Source organism: Microbacterium sp. Soil_C_42 (genome assembly GCF_057656735.1).
The window spans coordinates 171,031-185,853 of the sequence record NZ_JBDGJU010000001.1 but is presented as its reverse complement, the minus strand read 5'-3'; the positions used below and the strand labels follow the sequence as shown (position 1 = coordinate 185,853).

The 14,823-nt window shown below is 71.1% G+C and carries 15 protein-coding genes; 9 read left to right on the top strand and 6 right to left on the bottom strand.

Annotation, left to right across the window (positions count from 1 at the left end):
* Complete coding sequence (nrdF, locus tag AC3A46_RS00820; protein WP_045299980.1) at window positions 1-975, top strand: class 1b ribonucleoside-diphosphate reductase subunit beta; 975 nt, start codon at window positions 1-3, stop codon at window positions 973-975.
* A 257-nt stretch (window positions 976-1,232) separates the two neighbouring features.
* On the opposite strand, the gene AC3A46_RS00815 is transcribed toward nrdF, so the two are convergent.
* From AC3A46_RS00815 to AC3A46_RS00805, 3 genes are all read right to left on the bottom strand, one after another.
* On the bottom strand, window positions 1,233-1,445 hold the full coding sequence (locus AC3A46_RS00815; RefSeq protein WP_487663356.1) for a hypothetical protein: 213 nt from the start codon (window positions 1,443-1,445) through the stop codon (window positions 1,233-1,235).
* The gene (locus AC3A46_RS00810) at window positions 1,446-1,967 is read right to left on the bottom strand and encodes a phage tail protein (protein WP_487663355.1); all 522 of its coding nucleotides are present in this window, start codon (window positions 1,965-1,967) and stop codon (window positions 1,446-1,448) included.
* 282 nt (window positions 1,968-2,249) lie between these two features.
* The gene (locus AC3A46_RS00805; protein WP_487663354.1) at window positions 2,250-3,353 is read right to left on the bottom strand and encodes a class I SAM-dependent methyltransferase; all 1,104 of its coding nucleotides are present in this window, start codon (window positions 3,351-3,353) and stop codon (window positions 2,250-2,252) included.
* 90 nt (window positions 3,354-3,443) lie between these two features.
* On the opposite strand from AC3A46_RS00805, the gene AC3A46_RS00800 reads away from it, so the two are divergent.
* Together AC3A46_RS00800 and AC3A46_RS00795 are read left to right on the top strand one after the other, a co-directional pair.
* Complete coding sequence (locus AC3A46_RS00800; RefSeq protein WP_487663353.1) at window positions 3,444-3,863, top strand: MarR family winged helix-turn-helix transcriptional regulator; 420 nt, start codon at window positions 3,444-3,446, stop codon at window positions 3,861-3,863.
* Between the two features lie 60 nt (window positions 3,864-3,923).
* Window positions 3,924-4,388, top strand: a complete 465-nt coding sequence (locus AC3A46_RS00795) for a DUF3817 domain-containing protein (RefSeq protein WP_487663352.1) — start codon at window positions 3,924-3,926, stop codon at window positions 4,386-4,388.
* Window positions 4,389-4,471: 83 nt separating this feature from the next.
* Here AC3A46_RS00795 and AC3A46_RS00790 read toward each other — a convergent pair whose 3' ends face one another.
* Window positions 4,472-4,843, bottom strand: a complete 372-nt coding sequence (locus tag AC3A46_RS00790) for a VOC family protein (protein ID WP_487663351.1) — start codon at window positions 4,841-4,843, stop codon at window positions 4,472-4,474.
* Window positions 4,844-5,009: 166 nt separating this feature from the next.
* On the opposite strand from AC3A46_RS00790, the gene AC3A46_RS00785 reads away from it, so the two are divergent.
* From AC3A46_RS00785 to AC3A46_RS00760, 6 genes are all read left to right on the top strand, one after another.
* Window positions 5,010-7,568, top strand: a complete 2,559-nt coding sequence (locus AC3A46_RS00785; protein WP_487663350.1) for an ATP-dependent Clp protease ATP-binding subunit — start codon at window positions 5,010-5,012, stop codon at window positions 7,566-7,568.
* Between the two features lie 238 nt (window positions 7,569-7,806).
* On the top strand, window positions 7,807-8,682 hold the full coding sequence (locus tag AC3A46_RS00780) for an LLM class flavin-dependent oxidoreductase (protein ID WP_487663349.1): 876 nt from the start codon (window positions 7,807-7,809) through the stop codon (window positions 8,680-8,682).
* The gene (locus AC3A46_RS00775) at window positions 8,679-9,443 is read left to right on the top strand and encodes an LLM class flavin-dependent oxidoreductase (RefSeq protein WP_487663348.1); all 765 of its coding nucleotides are present in this window, start codon (window positions 8,679-8,681) and stop codon (window positions 9,441-9,443) included. Before AC3A46_RS00780 ends, AC3A46_RS00775 begins: the two co-directional genes overlap by 4 nt.
* Complete coding sequence (locus tag AC3A46_RS00770) at window positions 9,443-9,841, top strand: DoxX family protein (RefSeq protein WP_487663347.1); 399 nt, start codon at window positions 9,443-9,445, stop codon at window positions 9,839-9,841. Before AC3A46_RS00775 ends, AC3A46_RS00770 begins: the two co-directional genes overlap by 1 nt.
* Window positions 9,838-10,809, top strand: a complete 972-nt coding sequence (locus AC3A46_RS00765) for an epimerase (RefSeq protein ID WP_487663346.1) — start codon at window positions 9,838-9,840, stop codon at window positions 10,807-10,809. Before AC3A46_RS00770 ends, AC3A46_RS00765 begins: the two co-directional genes overlap by 4 nt.
* A 42-nt stretch (window positions 10,810-10,851) precedes the next feature.
* Window positions 10,852-12,384: an ATP-dependent DNA ligase gene (locus AC3A46_RS00760; RefSeq protein ID WP_487663345.1), complete on the top strand. Its 1,533-nt coding sequence runs from the start codon at window positions 10,852-10,854 to the stop codon at window positions 12,382-12,384.
* Between the two features lie 13 nt (window positions 12,385-12,397).
* Here the strand turns inward: AC3A46_RS00760 and AC3A46_RS00755 are convergent, their stop codons facing one another.
* Both AC3A46_RS00755 and AC3A46_RS00750 read right to left on the bottom strand, forming a co-directional pair.
* Entirely contained in the window at window positions 12,398-13,054 is a 657-nt protein-coding gene (locus tag AC3A46_RS00755; protein ID WP_487663344.1) for a response regulator, read from the bottom strand.
* Window positions 13,051-14,703, bottom strand: coding sequence for a sensor histidine kinase (locus AC3A46_RS00750; protein WP_487663343.1), 1,653 nt, complete (start codon window positions 14,701-14,703; stop codon window positions 13,051-13,053). Before AC3A46_RS00750 ends, AC3A46_RS00755 begins: the two co-directional genes overlap by 4 nt.
* Between the last annotated feature and the right edge of the window lie 120 nt (window positions 14,704-14,823).

Below are 14,823 nucleotides of genomic sequence, written 5' to 3'. Positions count from 1 at the left end.
ATGAGCGAGAAGCTCCAACTCCTGGACCACGTCCAGGCCATCAACTGGAACCGCATCCAGGACGACAAGGACCTCGAGGTGTGGAACCGCCTCGTGAACAACTTCTGGCTGCCCGAGAAGGTGCCGCTGTCGAACGACATCCAGTCGTGGAACACGTTGACGCCCGAGGAGCAGACCCTCACGATGCGCGTGTTCACGGGGCTCACGCTCCTCGACACGATCCAGGGCACGGTGGGCGCGGTGTCGCTCATCCCCGACGCCATCACTCCGCACGAGGAGGCCGTCTACACGAACATCGCGTTCATGGAGTCGGTGCACGCGAAGTCGTACTCGTCGATCTTCTCGACGCTGTGCTCGACGAAGGAGATCGACGAGGCGTTCCGCTGGTCGGTCGAGAACGAGAACCTTCAGAAGAAGGCTCAGATCGTCATGGAGTACTACCGCGGCGACGAGCCCCTCAAGCGCAAGGTCGCCTCGACCCTGCTCGAGTCGTTCCTGTTCTACTCGGGGTTCTACCTCCCGATGCACTGGTCGAGCCGCGCCAAGCTCACCAACACGGCCGACCTCATCCGCCTCATCATCCGTGACGAGGCCGTGCACGGGTACTACATCGGCTACAAGTTCCAGCGCGGACTCGAGACGGTCGACCAGGCCAAGCGCGACGAGATCAAGGACTACACGTTCTCGCTGCTCTACGAGCTCTACGACAACGAGGTGCAGTACACGCAGGACCTCTACGACGGCGTCGGCCTCACCGAGGACGTCAAGAAGTTCCTGCACTACAACGCCAACAAGGCCCTCATGAACCTGGGCTACGAGGCGATGTTCCCCTCGACGGTCACGAACGTGAACCCGGCGATCCTGTCGGCCCTGTCTCCGAACGCCGACGAGAACCACGACTTCTTCTCGGGGTCTGGTTCGTCGTACGTCATCGGCAAGGCCGAGGCGACGGAGGATGAGGACTGGGACTTCTGAGCGAAGTTCAGACGCACTGAACCCTCTCGTTCGCCATCGAAATCAGCCTGGATCAGCCATTCACCTCTCGCGCGAAGTCGCGCCGGTGCACCCGTTCCAGAAAGCCGCCCGAACTCGCGTAATAGATTCCCTAGGGCGTTGTCTCTTCAGTGGGGGACAGCGCCGGAGCCCCGGTCCGGCACCCCGGCCGTGGGTCCCGAGCTCGCGGCTACCGGGGGCGCCGGCATTCTCGCGTCGGCCCCCCGGTCAATCCCGCCTCAGGCGCCGGGATCGCGCAGGAGCTGCAGCGATGCTCCACGCGCTTCCCGCAACTCTGCGTGGGACTGCCTCTCGAGCTCCGTGCGGGCCGAGGTGATGTTCGCGACCCGGAGCGTACTCGCGATCGGCGCCTCGTCCAGCGCCGGGTCGGCGCGGTCGAGGATCGTCTCTGCCCGCACCGGGAGGGCTGCTGCGGCGGCGGTCGTCGGCACTCAAGGTTCGGTGAAGACGGGTTCGGACGGCTCGACGACCGCGTACTCCCGCTCCCAGCCCTCGTTCTCGAGCTTGAGTGTCTGGATGGCGACGGCGTTCGCGTCGGGGTCGAGGGCCGGGAGCGCCTGGTACTCCGATACCCACGCACGGAACACCCTGTACGCGATGAGGAGCTGGCCCGCCTCGTTGTAGCGCTCGACGATGAGGTCTCTGCGGAAGTCCTCGAGCGAGACCTCCGCTCCGAGTCCCGACCCGTAGTTCGACACCTTGTTCGCCCACTGGTCGAACTCGACGTCGTGAGTGACACCGCGCTCGAGGGTGATCGCCTCGAACTCGACCCGGCCGGGCGACGTGCGCGACGGGGGCGGGTCGCCGCCGTCGCGGTGCGCCACGACCTCCGTGGTGCGTTTGAGGCCGCTCACCTTGCTGACGCCCGCGACGTACGTGCCATCCCACTTCACGCGGAACGTGAAGTTCTTGTACGGGTCGAACCTGCTGGCGTTGACGCTGGACTGTGCCATGTCCCGACTCCTTCGGCTCAGACGGCGCTCGCCCCGGCGAACCCGGGGGAGGCCGGTTGGGACGGCATGGCTGTTACGGAGAGGATGCATCGACCTTGGGGCCCCGGACCTCGATTCGAGAGTCAATCCCTCGCGATGGGGGCTGTCAAGAGCCCGGCATGCCGGGACGAACTCCCCTCGGAGAGGTGACAGAGAGCATCCGTCTCCCTGCAGTCGAATCACGACGTCGAGGCTGTGGAGCGGGTGCTCAGGGGCCGGACGCCGGGCGCCGGTGAGCAGCCCTCAGCGGCGGGTGGACGCTGTCACGGTGAACTTGGTGTTCCGCGCGACCTGCCGCGTCGGGCCGACCGCTCGCTCCAGCGCCGGGCGGTAGCGCAGGCCCGAGTTCCACACCGCCCAGAGCTCACCGCCCGGCTGCAGCACGCGGGCGGCCTCGGCGAACATCCGCGGCGCGATCCCTTCGTGCACCGCCGAACCCGAGTGGAACGGTGGGTTCAGCGCGATGAAGCTCGCACTCGCGTCCGGCTGGGCCCCCAGCATGTCGTCGCGGACGACCTCGACGCGGTCGGCGACGCCGTTCGCGTCCGCGGTGACCCGAGCGGAGGCGACCGCCGCTGCCGATTGGTCGCAGGCGAGCACATGGAGGGATGGATGCCGCAGCGCAAGCGCCGTCGCCACCACTCCGGTTCCGCAGGCGAGGTCGATGGCCGCCCCGTCGGGGAGCGGGGGCAGGTGCTCCAGCAAGAGCCTCGTGCCGATGTCGATCGATGCGCCCGCGAAGGCGCCTCCGAAAGCGCACACGACGATCCCGTCGTGCGTCGCCTGCGACGGCACCGGGTCGCGGCCGTCGTGAGGTCCGCGCGCGACGAGCACGCGCGACTTCTGTCGGGCGTGCGTGACGTCGAGCCGGGTGAAGCTCGCGCGCAGCACGTCGTTCATGGCGAGCGTCATGTGCTTCACGCGGCCCCCGGCGAAGACGACGACGTCGGGTGCCGCGTGCGCGGCGATCAGCCCAGCGATGTCGCGAAGAGCGTCGAGTGAGCGCGGCAGTCGCAGCAGCACGACGCGCGCGTCGCGCACGAGTGCGGGTGAGAGGGGCAGCGACGTGAATGCGTCTCGGAGCCCGAAGCGCTCGGCGTTGGCCGCGAGCGCGCGCTCGCCCGTGAGCGGGTCCTGATGGACACGGATGGCGCGACCGCCGTCCGAGGCTGCGCCGAGCGTGAGCGCACCGTAGCCGTCGCCGATCACCACGAGCCCGCCGTCGCCCGCGTCGGTTCGGACGGGGGCGGACTCGTCGAGGAGCAGCCGGTCCGCGGCATCCGTCGCCACGAGGTCGGGAGCCTCGACGTCGGGCCACCGGCGCAGGTCGTCGAGCGAGAACGTCACCGTCCCACGGTAGCTGGACGGGCGGCGCCCGGTTCCGGGAACTGCGGACGAATGCGTGCCGTCCCGAGGCAGCGGGACTAGCATTCAACGGTGCCCGACCGTGCGTTCAGTCCCGTCATCTCGCTGCTGACCGTGGCCGCCGTATGGGACGCGCACCTCGGCGCGCAGCTGCGCGATCTCGGGCTGACCACGCGGAAGTACGGACTGCTCGCCCACATCGAGGCGACGCCGGGAATCTCGTTCAGCGAGCTTGCGCGGCGTTCGCAGATCACCGTGCAGTCGGCGCACTCCGCCGTGCAGACCCTCGTCGCCGACGGGCTCGTCGCGGATGCGACGAAGCACGCGGGCGCGGCATCGGATCTGCGCGTGACCGACCGGGGCGGCGAGGTGCTGCACGCCGCCGAACAGCGGCTGGCGGCTCTCGACGCCGGACTCGCCGCGGGGGCGCCGGCGCTCGCCACGGCGCTCGAGGGGCTGCATGAGCAGCCGTTCGGTCTCGCTCCCGAGTAGATCGCGCCATCCTCGGCCAACCTTCAGAAAGCCTGAAGCGCTTTCAGTTAGGCTGAAGGTGTGTTCCGCAACCCCCACACCCTGTTCCGTGCGCTCGCGATCCTCGAGGCGATCTCGTGGACGCTCCTCATCACCGGCCTCATCCTCCGTGCCACCACCGACTGGGCTCTCGGCGTCACGATCGGCGGCGGCATCCACGGCTTCATCTTCCTGTCGTACGGCGCGACCGTGATCCTCGTCGCGCTCAACAACCGCTGGCGCGTCGGACCGACCGTGCTCGCGCTCGTGAGCGCCGTCATCCCGTATGCCACGATCCCGGCGGAGCTGTGGCTCCAGCGCAGTGGTCGTCTTGCGGGGGACTGGCGTCTCGAGGCTACCGACGACCCCCGCGACGCCACCTGGTACGACCGGCTGATGCGGTGGTTCCTGCGGCGGCCCTGGGTGCTCGGCGCCCTGATCGCGCTCGCGGTCGTGCTGCTGTTCGTCGTGCTCCTCATCCTGGGCCCGCCCGGAGGCCGCGACTGACCACACCCCACCCCGGCCGCCTCACTCCCTCGGGAGCGGGGTGGCCGCATCGTGTCGTGGACCGGTGGCGGATGCCCCGCGGCTCAGCGCCAGTCGGGCAGCTGCTGCAGCGTCCAGGTGTTGCCGTCGGGGTCGTCGAACTGGACGAACCGGCCCCAGTCCTGCTCGTCGACACCGCGCCCCTCGACGCCCTTCGCCCGCAGGTGGGCGAGCGCCTCGTCGGCGTCCGGCACGACGATCTGAACCGTGTTCTGATGGCCGGGCTCCAGGGTGTTGCCGAGACCGGTGCCGAAGGCGATCGAGCAGGCGGAGCCGGGTGGGGTCGCCTGAACGAAGCGGAGGCCCTCGACGGGCGTCTGGTCGTGGTCGATGTTCCAGCCGATCCTCTCGTAGAACTCCTTCGCGCGGTCGACGTCCGTCACCGGCACGAAGATGAGCTCGATCTTCCAGTCCATCGTGTTCCCTCTCGTCTTTGAAGCAGGCCCCGTGGAGGAGACGTTACGCCGGGGGTCTGACATCCGCCGCGCGGGAATACTCGCGGACGGGTGCGGTTGAACTTGACAATGCCTGTGTCAAGTTCATAACTTGATACTCCTCCGCTCAAGTTTCAGGAGAGATGGAATGCCAGAAGACTTCACCCCTCAGACCGGCGACGACGCGAGCTCGTTCGACGAGTTCCTGGCGCGCTACCTCGCGGGCGAGCGCGCCCGTGCCGAGCGCTCGATCGACCTGAGCCGCTACCTCGGGGCCCGTACGCAGGAGCTGCTCCAGCGCGCCGGCAAGTACGCGCTCGAGCGCGGGCAGCAGGAGCTCGACTCGCTGCACGTCCTGCGCATCCTCGTGGCCGAGGCTCCCGCGCGCGACGCCGTGCAGCGCATCGGCGCCGACGCCGACGCGATCGCGCGCGCCACCGAGGAGCGCCTTCCCGCCGCCACCGCGGCGGCCGACGTCGACGGGGCCCTCGTGACCTCGTCCGTGCAGCGCGCACTGTTCCACGCGTTCCAGGTCGCCCGCTCGTCGGGATCGACCTATGTCGACCCCGAGCACCTGTTCTTCGCCCTCGTGCTCGCGCAGGACACGCCCGCCGGCCAGGTGCTGGCACGTGCCGGCGTGACGGCCGAGGCGCTCATGCAGGGTGCGCGCGAAACCGTGACGCCGGGTGAGAGCACGCAGACGGAGGTACGGCCCGAGGACGCAGCATCCGACACCCCCATGCTCGACACGTACGGCACCGACCTGACGGCGCGCGCCGTCGCGGGCGAACTCGACCCGGTGATCGGGCGCGCCGACGAGATCGAGCAGACGATCGAGATCCTCAGCCGCCGCACCAAGAACAACCCGGTGCTGGTCGGCGAGGCCGGCGTCGGCAAGACCGCGATCGTCGAGGGACTCGCCCAGGCGATCGTCGACGGTTCCGTGCCCGAACAGCTGCTCGGCAAGCGCGTGATCGCGCTCGATCTGCCGGCCATGCTCGCGGGCACCCGCTACCGCGGCGACTTCGAGGAGCGTCTCACCAAGACGATGGACGAGATCGCCGCGCACAAGCGCGAGCTGATCGTCTTCATCGACGAGGTGCACACGGTGGTCGGCGCCGGTGGCGCCGGCGACGGCGGCATGGACGCGGGCAACATCCTCAAGCCCCGCCTCGCGCGCGGCGAGCTGCACCTCGTGGGGGCGACGACGCTCAAGGAGTACCGCGTCATCGAGAAGGACCCGGCTCTCGAGCGCCGGTTCCAGCCGGTGCGCGTCGGCGAACCCTCGATCGAGGACGCCGTGCTCATCCTGCGCGGCCTCAAGCCCGCCTACGAGGAGCACCACGGCATCGTCTACACCGACGAGGCGCTGCGTGCGGCCGTCGAGCTCAGCGACCGGTACCTGAGCGAGCGCGTGCTGCCGGACAAGGCGATCGATCTCATCGACCAGGCCGGCGCCCGACTGCGCCTGCGACTGGGCTCGAAGGTCGACGTGTCGGGTCTCCTCGAGCGTCTGGCGACGCTCGAGGCAGACAAGAACGCCGCGGTGTCGGCGGAGCACTACGAGGAGGCGTCGCAGATCCGCGACCAGATCGCCGAGGTGCAGGGGCGTCTCGAGCGCGCCACCGCCGCCGGTGCTGCCGTGCGGACCGACGCGATCGTCGACGAGCCCGAGATCGCCGCGGTGATCAGCCGGGCCACCGGCATCCCGGTGAACCGCCTGACCGAGACCGAGCGCGAGCGCCTGGCGTCCCTCGAGGACGAGCTGCACGACCGCGTGATCGGCCAGGAAGACGCGGTGACCGCGGTCGCCAAGGCGGTCCGCCGCAACCGCACCGGCATGGGCGACGCCCGTCGCCCGGTGGGGTCGTTCCTCTTCCTCGGCCCGACCGGCGTCGGCAAGACCGAGCTCGCCAAGGCACTCGCCGCGTCGCTGTTCGACGACGAGGGTGCGGTCATCCGCTTCGACATGAGCGAGTTCGGCGAGCGGCACACCGTGTCGCGGCTCGTCGGCGCCCCTCCCGGATACGTCGGCTACGACGAGGCCGGGCAGCTCACCGAGCGCGTACGGCGCAACCCGTACTCGATCGTGCTGTTCGACGAGATCGAGAAGGCGCACCCCGACGTGTTCAACCTGCTGCTGCAGGTGCTCGACGACGGGCGTCTCACCGACGGCCAGGGGCGCACCGTCGACTTCCGCAACACGGTGGTCGTCATGACCTCCAACCTCGGCTCGGAGTTCCTCGCGTCGCGCGGCGGTGCGATCGGGTTCCTCGCCGACGGGGGAGGGTCGACCGGATTCGGTTCCGAGAAGGATCTGCGCGATCGCGTCTTCGGCAAGCTGCGCGAGGCGATGCGCCCCGAGTTCCTCAACCGCATCGACGAGATCGTGCTGTTCCGCAAGCTCGAGAAGCCGCAGCTGCAGAGCATCGTGCGACTGCTGCTCGAGGCATCCGATGTGCGCCTCGCCAAGCGCGAGGTCGAGCTCGTCGTGACCGACTCCGCGGTGGCGTGGCTCGCCGACAACGGGTACGAGCCCGAGTACGGCGCCCGGCCGCTGCGTCGCCTGATCCAGCGCGAGGTCGACGACCGCATCGCCGACCTGTTCGTCACGGGCGCCCTCGTCGACGGCGGGACCGTGACGGTGGATGCCTCGGCCGAGGCGCTGTCGGTGCGCTCGGGGACTCCCTTCGCCGCCGCGGCCTGATCCCGAAGGATCCGAGAGGCGCAGGGCCGACAGGCCCCGCGCCTCTCGCGCTGCGTGGGGCGGGGGTGTGGCGAGCATCGCACCGCTTCGACTGGTCAACCACGGCTGCGCGGGGCGGATCCGGGCCGAGATCTCCTGTGGAATCCTGGTTGACCTGTTGAAGCGGTGGGCACACGGATGCCTCCCGTCGCCGACGCGTGCTTCTCGCGTGTCGGCACGGCCTGACAGAGTGGGATGCATGACCCGCATCGGCGCGATCTTCAACCCGTACACGCACAGCCCTGACGAGTTCCGCGACGCGGTGCTCGCCGCCGAGTCCGCGGGACTGCCGGAGCTGTGGATCTGGGAGGACTGCTTCCGCCAGTCCGCCTTCGCCACGGTGGGCGCGGCCCTCGCCTGGACCGAGGCTCTGCGCATCGGCATCGGGATCGCGCCGATGCCGCTGAGGAATGTCGCCACGACGGCGATGGAGATCGCCACGGTCGAGCGGCTGTTCCCCGGCCGGCTGCTTCCCGGGGTCGGCCACGGCGTGCTCGACTGGATGGGGCAGGTCGGAGCGCGTGTCGCCTCGCCACTGACCCTGATGCGCGAGTACGTGCCGGCGCTGCGCGGCCTGCTCGCCGGCGACCAGATGAGCGTCGACGGACGCTATGTCACCCTCCGCGACGTGCGTCTGGACTATCCGCCGGTCGCGCCGCCGCTCGTGTACGCGGCGGCAGAGGGTCCGAAGACGCTGCGGCTGAGCGGCGAGGTGGGCGACGGGACCGTGCTCGACAGCGGGCACACGGCGGGGGAGTACGCCATCGCGACGGCCGCCATCCGCGAGGCGCGTGCCGCGTCGGGTCGCACCGGTGACCACGACGTGGTGGCCTACGTCGTCACCGCCTTCGGCGCGGATGCCGAGGCGCGGGCGATCGCCGACGTGGGCGACAAGCCCGATCCCGCCGAGCGCGCGCTGTGGGGCGACCCGGCAGACGTCGCCGCGGGGGCGCAGCGCTTCTTCGATGCGGGCGTCGACGATGTGGTCCTGCTGCCCTCGTCCCGCGGCGACATCGCCGAGTTCTACCGGGCGGCCGCCGAGGTCTCCAGGCTCTCCGGCGCGCACGTCGCATGAGCGCGGCGCTCTCCATCGGGATCGCCGCGGCAGCCGGCGCGGAAGTCGGTGCGCGTGTCGCGGTGGCGGCAGAGGCCGCGGGACTGCACGCCGTGTGGGTCAACGACACCCCGGGCTGCGACGCGCTGGCCGTGCTCGCGGCCGCCGCGGGTGCGACCGAGCGGCTCGTGCTGGCCACGGGGGTGCTCCCGATCGACCGTCGCACGGCCGACGACATCCTCGCCCGCGCCGCCAGGCTCCCCGCCGACCGCCTCGTGCTCGGCATCGGCTCCGGGCAACTGCGCCACGGTGCCGTGGATCGGGTGGCGGATGCTGCCACCGCCCTCCGCGCGGGCACCGAGGCGCGTGTCGTGATCGGCGCCCTCGGCCCGAGGATGCGGCGCACCGGGGCGGAGGCATCCGACGGGCTCCTGCTCAGCTGGCTCACTCCGCAGATCGCGGCGGACCAGGCGCGGCGTGCTCACGAGCTCGCCCACACGGCGCACGTCGCGCTGTATGTGCGGACGGCGGCCGACTCCGACGCGATCCCGGCGCTCGATGAGGAGGCGCAGCGCTACGCCGGCTACCCCGCCTACTCGGCGAACTTCGCCCGTCTGGGGGTACAGGCGGCAGAGACCGTCATCCGGCCCGCTGCGCTGCGGGATCGGATCGCCGCCTATCGCGCCGCCGCCGACGAGGTGGTCCTCCGGGCCATCACCGCCTCCGGCAGTCTCGATGAACACCTCCGCTTCGTCGACGCGGTCGCCGGGGCCGTCGCGTGATGCGGGTCGTCGCCCGCTGGGCGCTCGCGACGCTGCTGGCCGCCGCGGGCGCCTCTCACCTCATGTGGGGGCGCCGCGGCTACCGCATCGTCGTACCCGATTGGGCGACGCGGCTGCTGCGCACCGACAAAGACACGATCGTGGTCGTGTCGGGGGTCGTCGAACTGATGCTCGGCAGCGCGCTCGTGGCGCTTCCCGCCGAGCGCCGCCGCGTCGGCTGGGCGGTGGCCGCGTTCTTCGTCGCCGTCTTCCCGGGCAACGTCCATCAGTGGCGGACGGGCCGGTCGGCGCCCATGCTGCGCACCGATCGGGCGCGGTTCGTCCGGCTGCTCCTGCAGCCGCTGCTGATCGGATGGGCCCTGTGGAGCACGAGCGGCACCCCGGGCAGCAGCCGATGAGCCGGCCGGTCGCCGTCCTCGCCGGCGCATCGGGCTTCGTCGGCCAGGCGCTGGGGAAGGCGTTCGCCGAGGACGGGTACGACGTGCGCACGATCGGCCGCTCGAACGCCGACGCGACATGGGACGACGGTGCCGGCATCCGTGCACTCGTCGACGGCGCCGCGGTGCTCGTGAACCTCGCCGGAAAGTCGGTGGACTGCCGCTATACCGACGCGAATCGCGACGAGATCCTGCGGTCGCGGGTCGAGACGACGAAGACGCTGCGCGAGGCGGTGACGGATGCTGCGACGCCGCCTGCGCTGTGGCTGAACGCCAGCACCGCCACCATCTATCGCTACGCGATGGATCGGGCCCAGACCGAGGCCGAGGGTGAGCTCGGGGTGGGGTTCTCCGTCGATGTCGCGCGGAACTGGGAAGAGGAGTTCTTCGCGGGCGACCTGCCGGCGACGCGCCGCGTCGCGCTGCGCATGGCCATCGTCATCGGCGACGGGCCGGCGACGCGAGTGCTCCTGCGGCTCGCGCGGCTCGGCCTCGGCGGCCCGCAGTACGACGGCTGGTGGTGGGCGCACCGCCGGTACCGCGGGATCGGCGCCCGGCCCTCGGGGAACGGGAGGCCGCCCTGGCATCGGTCGCGCGGGCGGCAGCGGTTCAGCTGGATCCACCTCGACGACGTCGTGGGCGCGGTGCGCTTCATGCGCGACCGGCCCGAGATCGACGGGCCCGTCAACCTCGCGGCTCCCGGGGCGACCGACAACCGGACGCTCATGGCGACGCTGCGACGCGTCGTCGGGCAGCCGATCGGTCTTCCGGCCTACCGGTTCATGCTGGAGCCGGCGATGGCGGTGCTGCGGACCGAGCCGGAGCTCGTGCTCAAGAGCCGGTGGGTCTCGCCCCAGGTGCTGCTGTCGGCCGGTTACGAGTTCGCGCACCGCGACCTGGAGTCCGCGCTGAGGACGGTCCCGCGCTAGCAGCCCGGGACAGGTGTCGGGGGCCGGTGCCAGAATGCCGATGTGCTGCTGAACGAGCTGGTGACCGCGACGGGCGAGGTCGCGTCGACCTCGTCGCGCTTGGCCAAGATCGGCGTCCTCGCCACGTTGCTGCGCGGGCTTCAGCCCGACGAGATCGCTCCCGCCATCGGTTTGCTCACCGCCAGCCCGCGGCAGGGGCGGCTCGGCGTCGGGTGGCGCAGTCTCATGGGCCTCGATGCCGTCCACGCCGACACTCCGACGCTCACCGTGCTCGATGTCGACGCATCCCTCAGCCGGCTGGCGGGGGCCGATGGTGCGGGCTCGGTTCTCGCCCGCCGCGCGGAGCTCGATGCGCTCGCCGCGGCCGCCACAGCCGACGAATGGGACTTCCTGGCGCGCGTCATGATCGGCGAGCTGCGCACCGGCGCGCTGGAGGGTGTGCTCCTCGACGCGATCGCGAAGGGTTCCGAGCGCGAAGCGCCCGTCGTGCGCCGGGCCGCGATGCTGTCCGGCGACCTGGGCGCGACGGCGCGCATCGCGCTCACCGGCGACGCCGGCGAGCTCGCGGCGGTCGGCCTCGAGGTGGGGCGCGGCGTGCTGCCCATGCTCGCTGCGACGGCGGGCTCGACGACGGAGGCGCTCGAGACTCTCGGGGCCGCAGCATCCGTCGAATACAAGCTCGACGGGGCGCGCATCCAGGTGCATCGCGACGGCGACGACGTGCGCGTCTTCACCCGCAGCCTCGCCGACATCACGCACCGCGTGCCCGAGCTCGTCGAAGCGGTGAAGGCGCTGCCCGCCGAGCGGGTGATCCTCGACGGCGAGACGCTGTCGCTCGACGAGGACGGCGGCCCGCGGCCGTTCCAAGACACGATGTCGCGATTCGGGTCGATGGGCGACGACGCGGCGGCCACCGTGCTGAGGCCGTGGTTCTTCGACATCCTCCATCTCGACGGCCGCGACCTGATCGACGAGCCGCTCGCGACGCGGCTCCTGCTGCTCGATCGAGCCGTGGGCGACGCACGCATGCCGGGCGTCGTCACCGACGACCCGGCGACAGCCGAGGAGTTCTCGCGCCAGGCGCTCGCCGCCGGCCACGAGGGCGTCATGGTCAAGGCACTCGACGCTCCCTACGCCGCCGGGCGGCGCGGCAAGAGCTGGCTCAAGGTCAAGCCGGTGCTCACCTACGACCTCGTCGTGCTGGCCGTCGAGTGGGGGTCGGGCCGTCGCACCGGGCAGCTGTCGAACCTGCACCTGGGCGCCCGCGACCCGGAGGGACTCTTCGGCGAACCGGGCGGCTTCGTGATGGTGGGCAAGACCTTCAAGGGCCTCACCGACGCGACGCTCAGGTGGCAGACCGAGCACTTCCCGACCATCGAGACCCATCGCTCGGCGTACGCGGTGCACGTGCGCCCCGAGACGGTGGTCGAGATCGCGATCGACGGTGTGCAGCGGTCGACGCGGTATCCGGGCGGGGTCGCTCTGCGCTTCGCCCGTGTGAAGGGCTATCGCCCTGACAAGCGCGCCGACGAGGCCGACACGATCGAGTCGCTGCGCACTCTCCTGCGGGGATGACGGCGGAGCTCCGTCATCCCCGGGCAGCGACGTACCGGTGCTCGGGTCTTCCCGTGGTGCCGTAGCGCAGCTGCACCTCGACCTGGCCGCGTGCAGCGAGCGCGGCGAGGTGGCGCTGCGCGGTCGCACGCGAGATGCCCACACGGTCGGCGACCTCGGCCGCCGACGCCTCGTCGTCGCCGAGGCCCGCGAGGATCAGCTGTTCCGTCGCCGATCGGGCGACGGTGGCAGGTTCCGCGCTGCCGTGGAGGATCGTGAGGGCGCGGTCGATCTGCTCCTGCTCGAGCGGGCGGTCGGTGGCGAGGAGGTTCCGCATGCGCGCGTAGCGGTCGAGGCGCTCCGCCAGTACGCGGGCCTCGAACGGCTTCGTCAGGTAGGCGAGTGCGCCGGCGCGCAGCGCACGACGCACGGTCGCAGCATCCGTCGCAGCCGACAGCACGAACGCGTCCACGTCGACGCCCGCGACGAACTCGACTCCGTCCCCGTCGGGGAGGAACGCGTCCACGAGCAGCAGGTCGGGGGCGTGCGCGCGTACGGCCTGGCGCGCGGCCCCGAGCGAATGCACGGGCTCCAGCGCGGCGAAGCCGGTGCGAGAGGCCACGACGTCGCGGTGCAGTCCGGCGACGCGGAAGTCGTCGTCGACGACGAGCACACGAATGGGCTGAGTCATGCGTTCTTCTCCTCTCCACGGACAGCGGTCTCGCTCCGCAGCGCGCCCGGAAGTCGCGCCCCGAACACGGCACCCGAACCGTGGCCGCCGGCATCGATGAGCCACACGTCGCCGCCGTGCCGGCGGGCGAGGTCGCGAGAGAGCGGCAGGCCGTAGCCGTGTCCGTGCACCGCGTCGTTGCGACCCGCATCGGCCTCGCGAGATCCGGTGCGGGCGAACGGGTCGCTCCCGAGCGGGCGGATGCCTCGGCCCGAGTCGGCGACTGTGACCACGAGTTCGTCGCCGTCGCCCAGCAGCGCGACCTCGACCCAGCGGGGTTCGTCGCCGGCCACCGCCGCGGTCACCGCGTTGCCGATCAGGTTGCCGAGGATCGCCGCGACGTCCTCCGGGAGTGCGACCTCGCTCAGCAGCAGGGTGTCGTCGGAGACCCGCAGGCTCACGCCCCGTTCACGCGCCGCCGCGCCCGTCGCGCCCAGAAGGGACTGGAGGAACGCGTCGGGAACGCGCTCGAGGCCGGCGACGGCGAAGTCGACGGCGCCGCGCTCGGTGAGGTCGCCCAGGAACGCGCGCGCCTCGTCGACGCGGTCTGCGTCGATCAGCCCGGATGCGACGTGCAGGCGATTGGCGAACTCGTGCCGCTGTACGCGCAGGGCCTCGGTCATGGCGCGGACGGTCTCGAGCCGCCCTGCGAGCGCCTCGACATCGGTGCGGTCGCGCACCACGACGATCTCTCCGAGCGCGCGGGCGTCGCGGCGCACCGGGCGCGTGTCGAGGTACAGCACGCGGTCGCCCACGACCGCCTCCACGGCGGTCGCGCCCTCGCGCACGGCCCGGAGCACGTCTTCCGGCAGCGCCAGCTCGTCGAACCGGTGGCCGACGGGGTCGTCGAGCCCCAGCATCCGTTCCGCCGCCTGATTGTACACGCGCACGACGCCGTCGGGATCGAGGGCGACGACGCCGTCCCCGACGCCCTCGAGCACCGCGGCCTGATTCTGCACGAGGGCCACGAGCTCCTCGGGCTGGAGTCCGAGGGTGAGCCGCTCGAAACGCCGCCGCAGGAGCAGCGTCGCCAGCGTCGCCAGGGCCACGCCGCCCAGCGCGGCGACCCCGATCGTCGTGAGGAGCGCGGGGAGGTCGTCGAACACGCTCGCACGCTCGAAGCCGACGCTGACCTCGCCCACCGGAGCGCCTGCGGCTTCGGCGTAGATCGGCACCTTCGCGCGGGCGGACTCGCCGAGCGTGCCGACCTCCCAGTCGACCACCTCATTGCCCTCGAGCACCTCGGCGAAGGGCGTCGAGACCACCTGGCCGAGCAGGTCCTGATTCGGGTGGGCGAGACGGATGCCGTGATCGTCGGTGATGACCACGAACAGCGCGTCGGTGCGTTCGGCCACATCGCTGGCGATCTGCTGCAGCGGACCGTCACGAAGGTCACCGGCATCCGGCGTTCCCGGATCCGCCGAGAACCCGGCGACGAGGGATTTGACGTCGGGGTCCTCCGCGACCGTGCGGGCGATGTTGAGGGCGGCGGCCTCGGACTCTGCGCGCAGCTGGCGCACGCCCAGCCATCCGAAGACGAGCGCGCACACGGCGACGACGGCGGTGACCGTCGCGAGCTGCACCAGCAGCAGCCGTGTCGCGAAGCGCATGCCACCTCCCGGGTGTGTGCGCGCACTGTGCGTGAGCAGAATGCGCAGAACACACGCTACGCGCACAACGTGAGGGAATGCGACTTAACGCGCGCCTGTCCGGCGCTCGACCCTAATCTC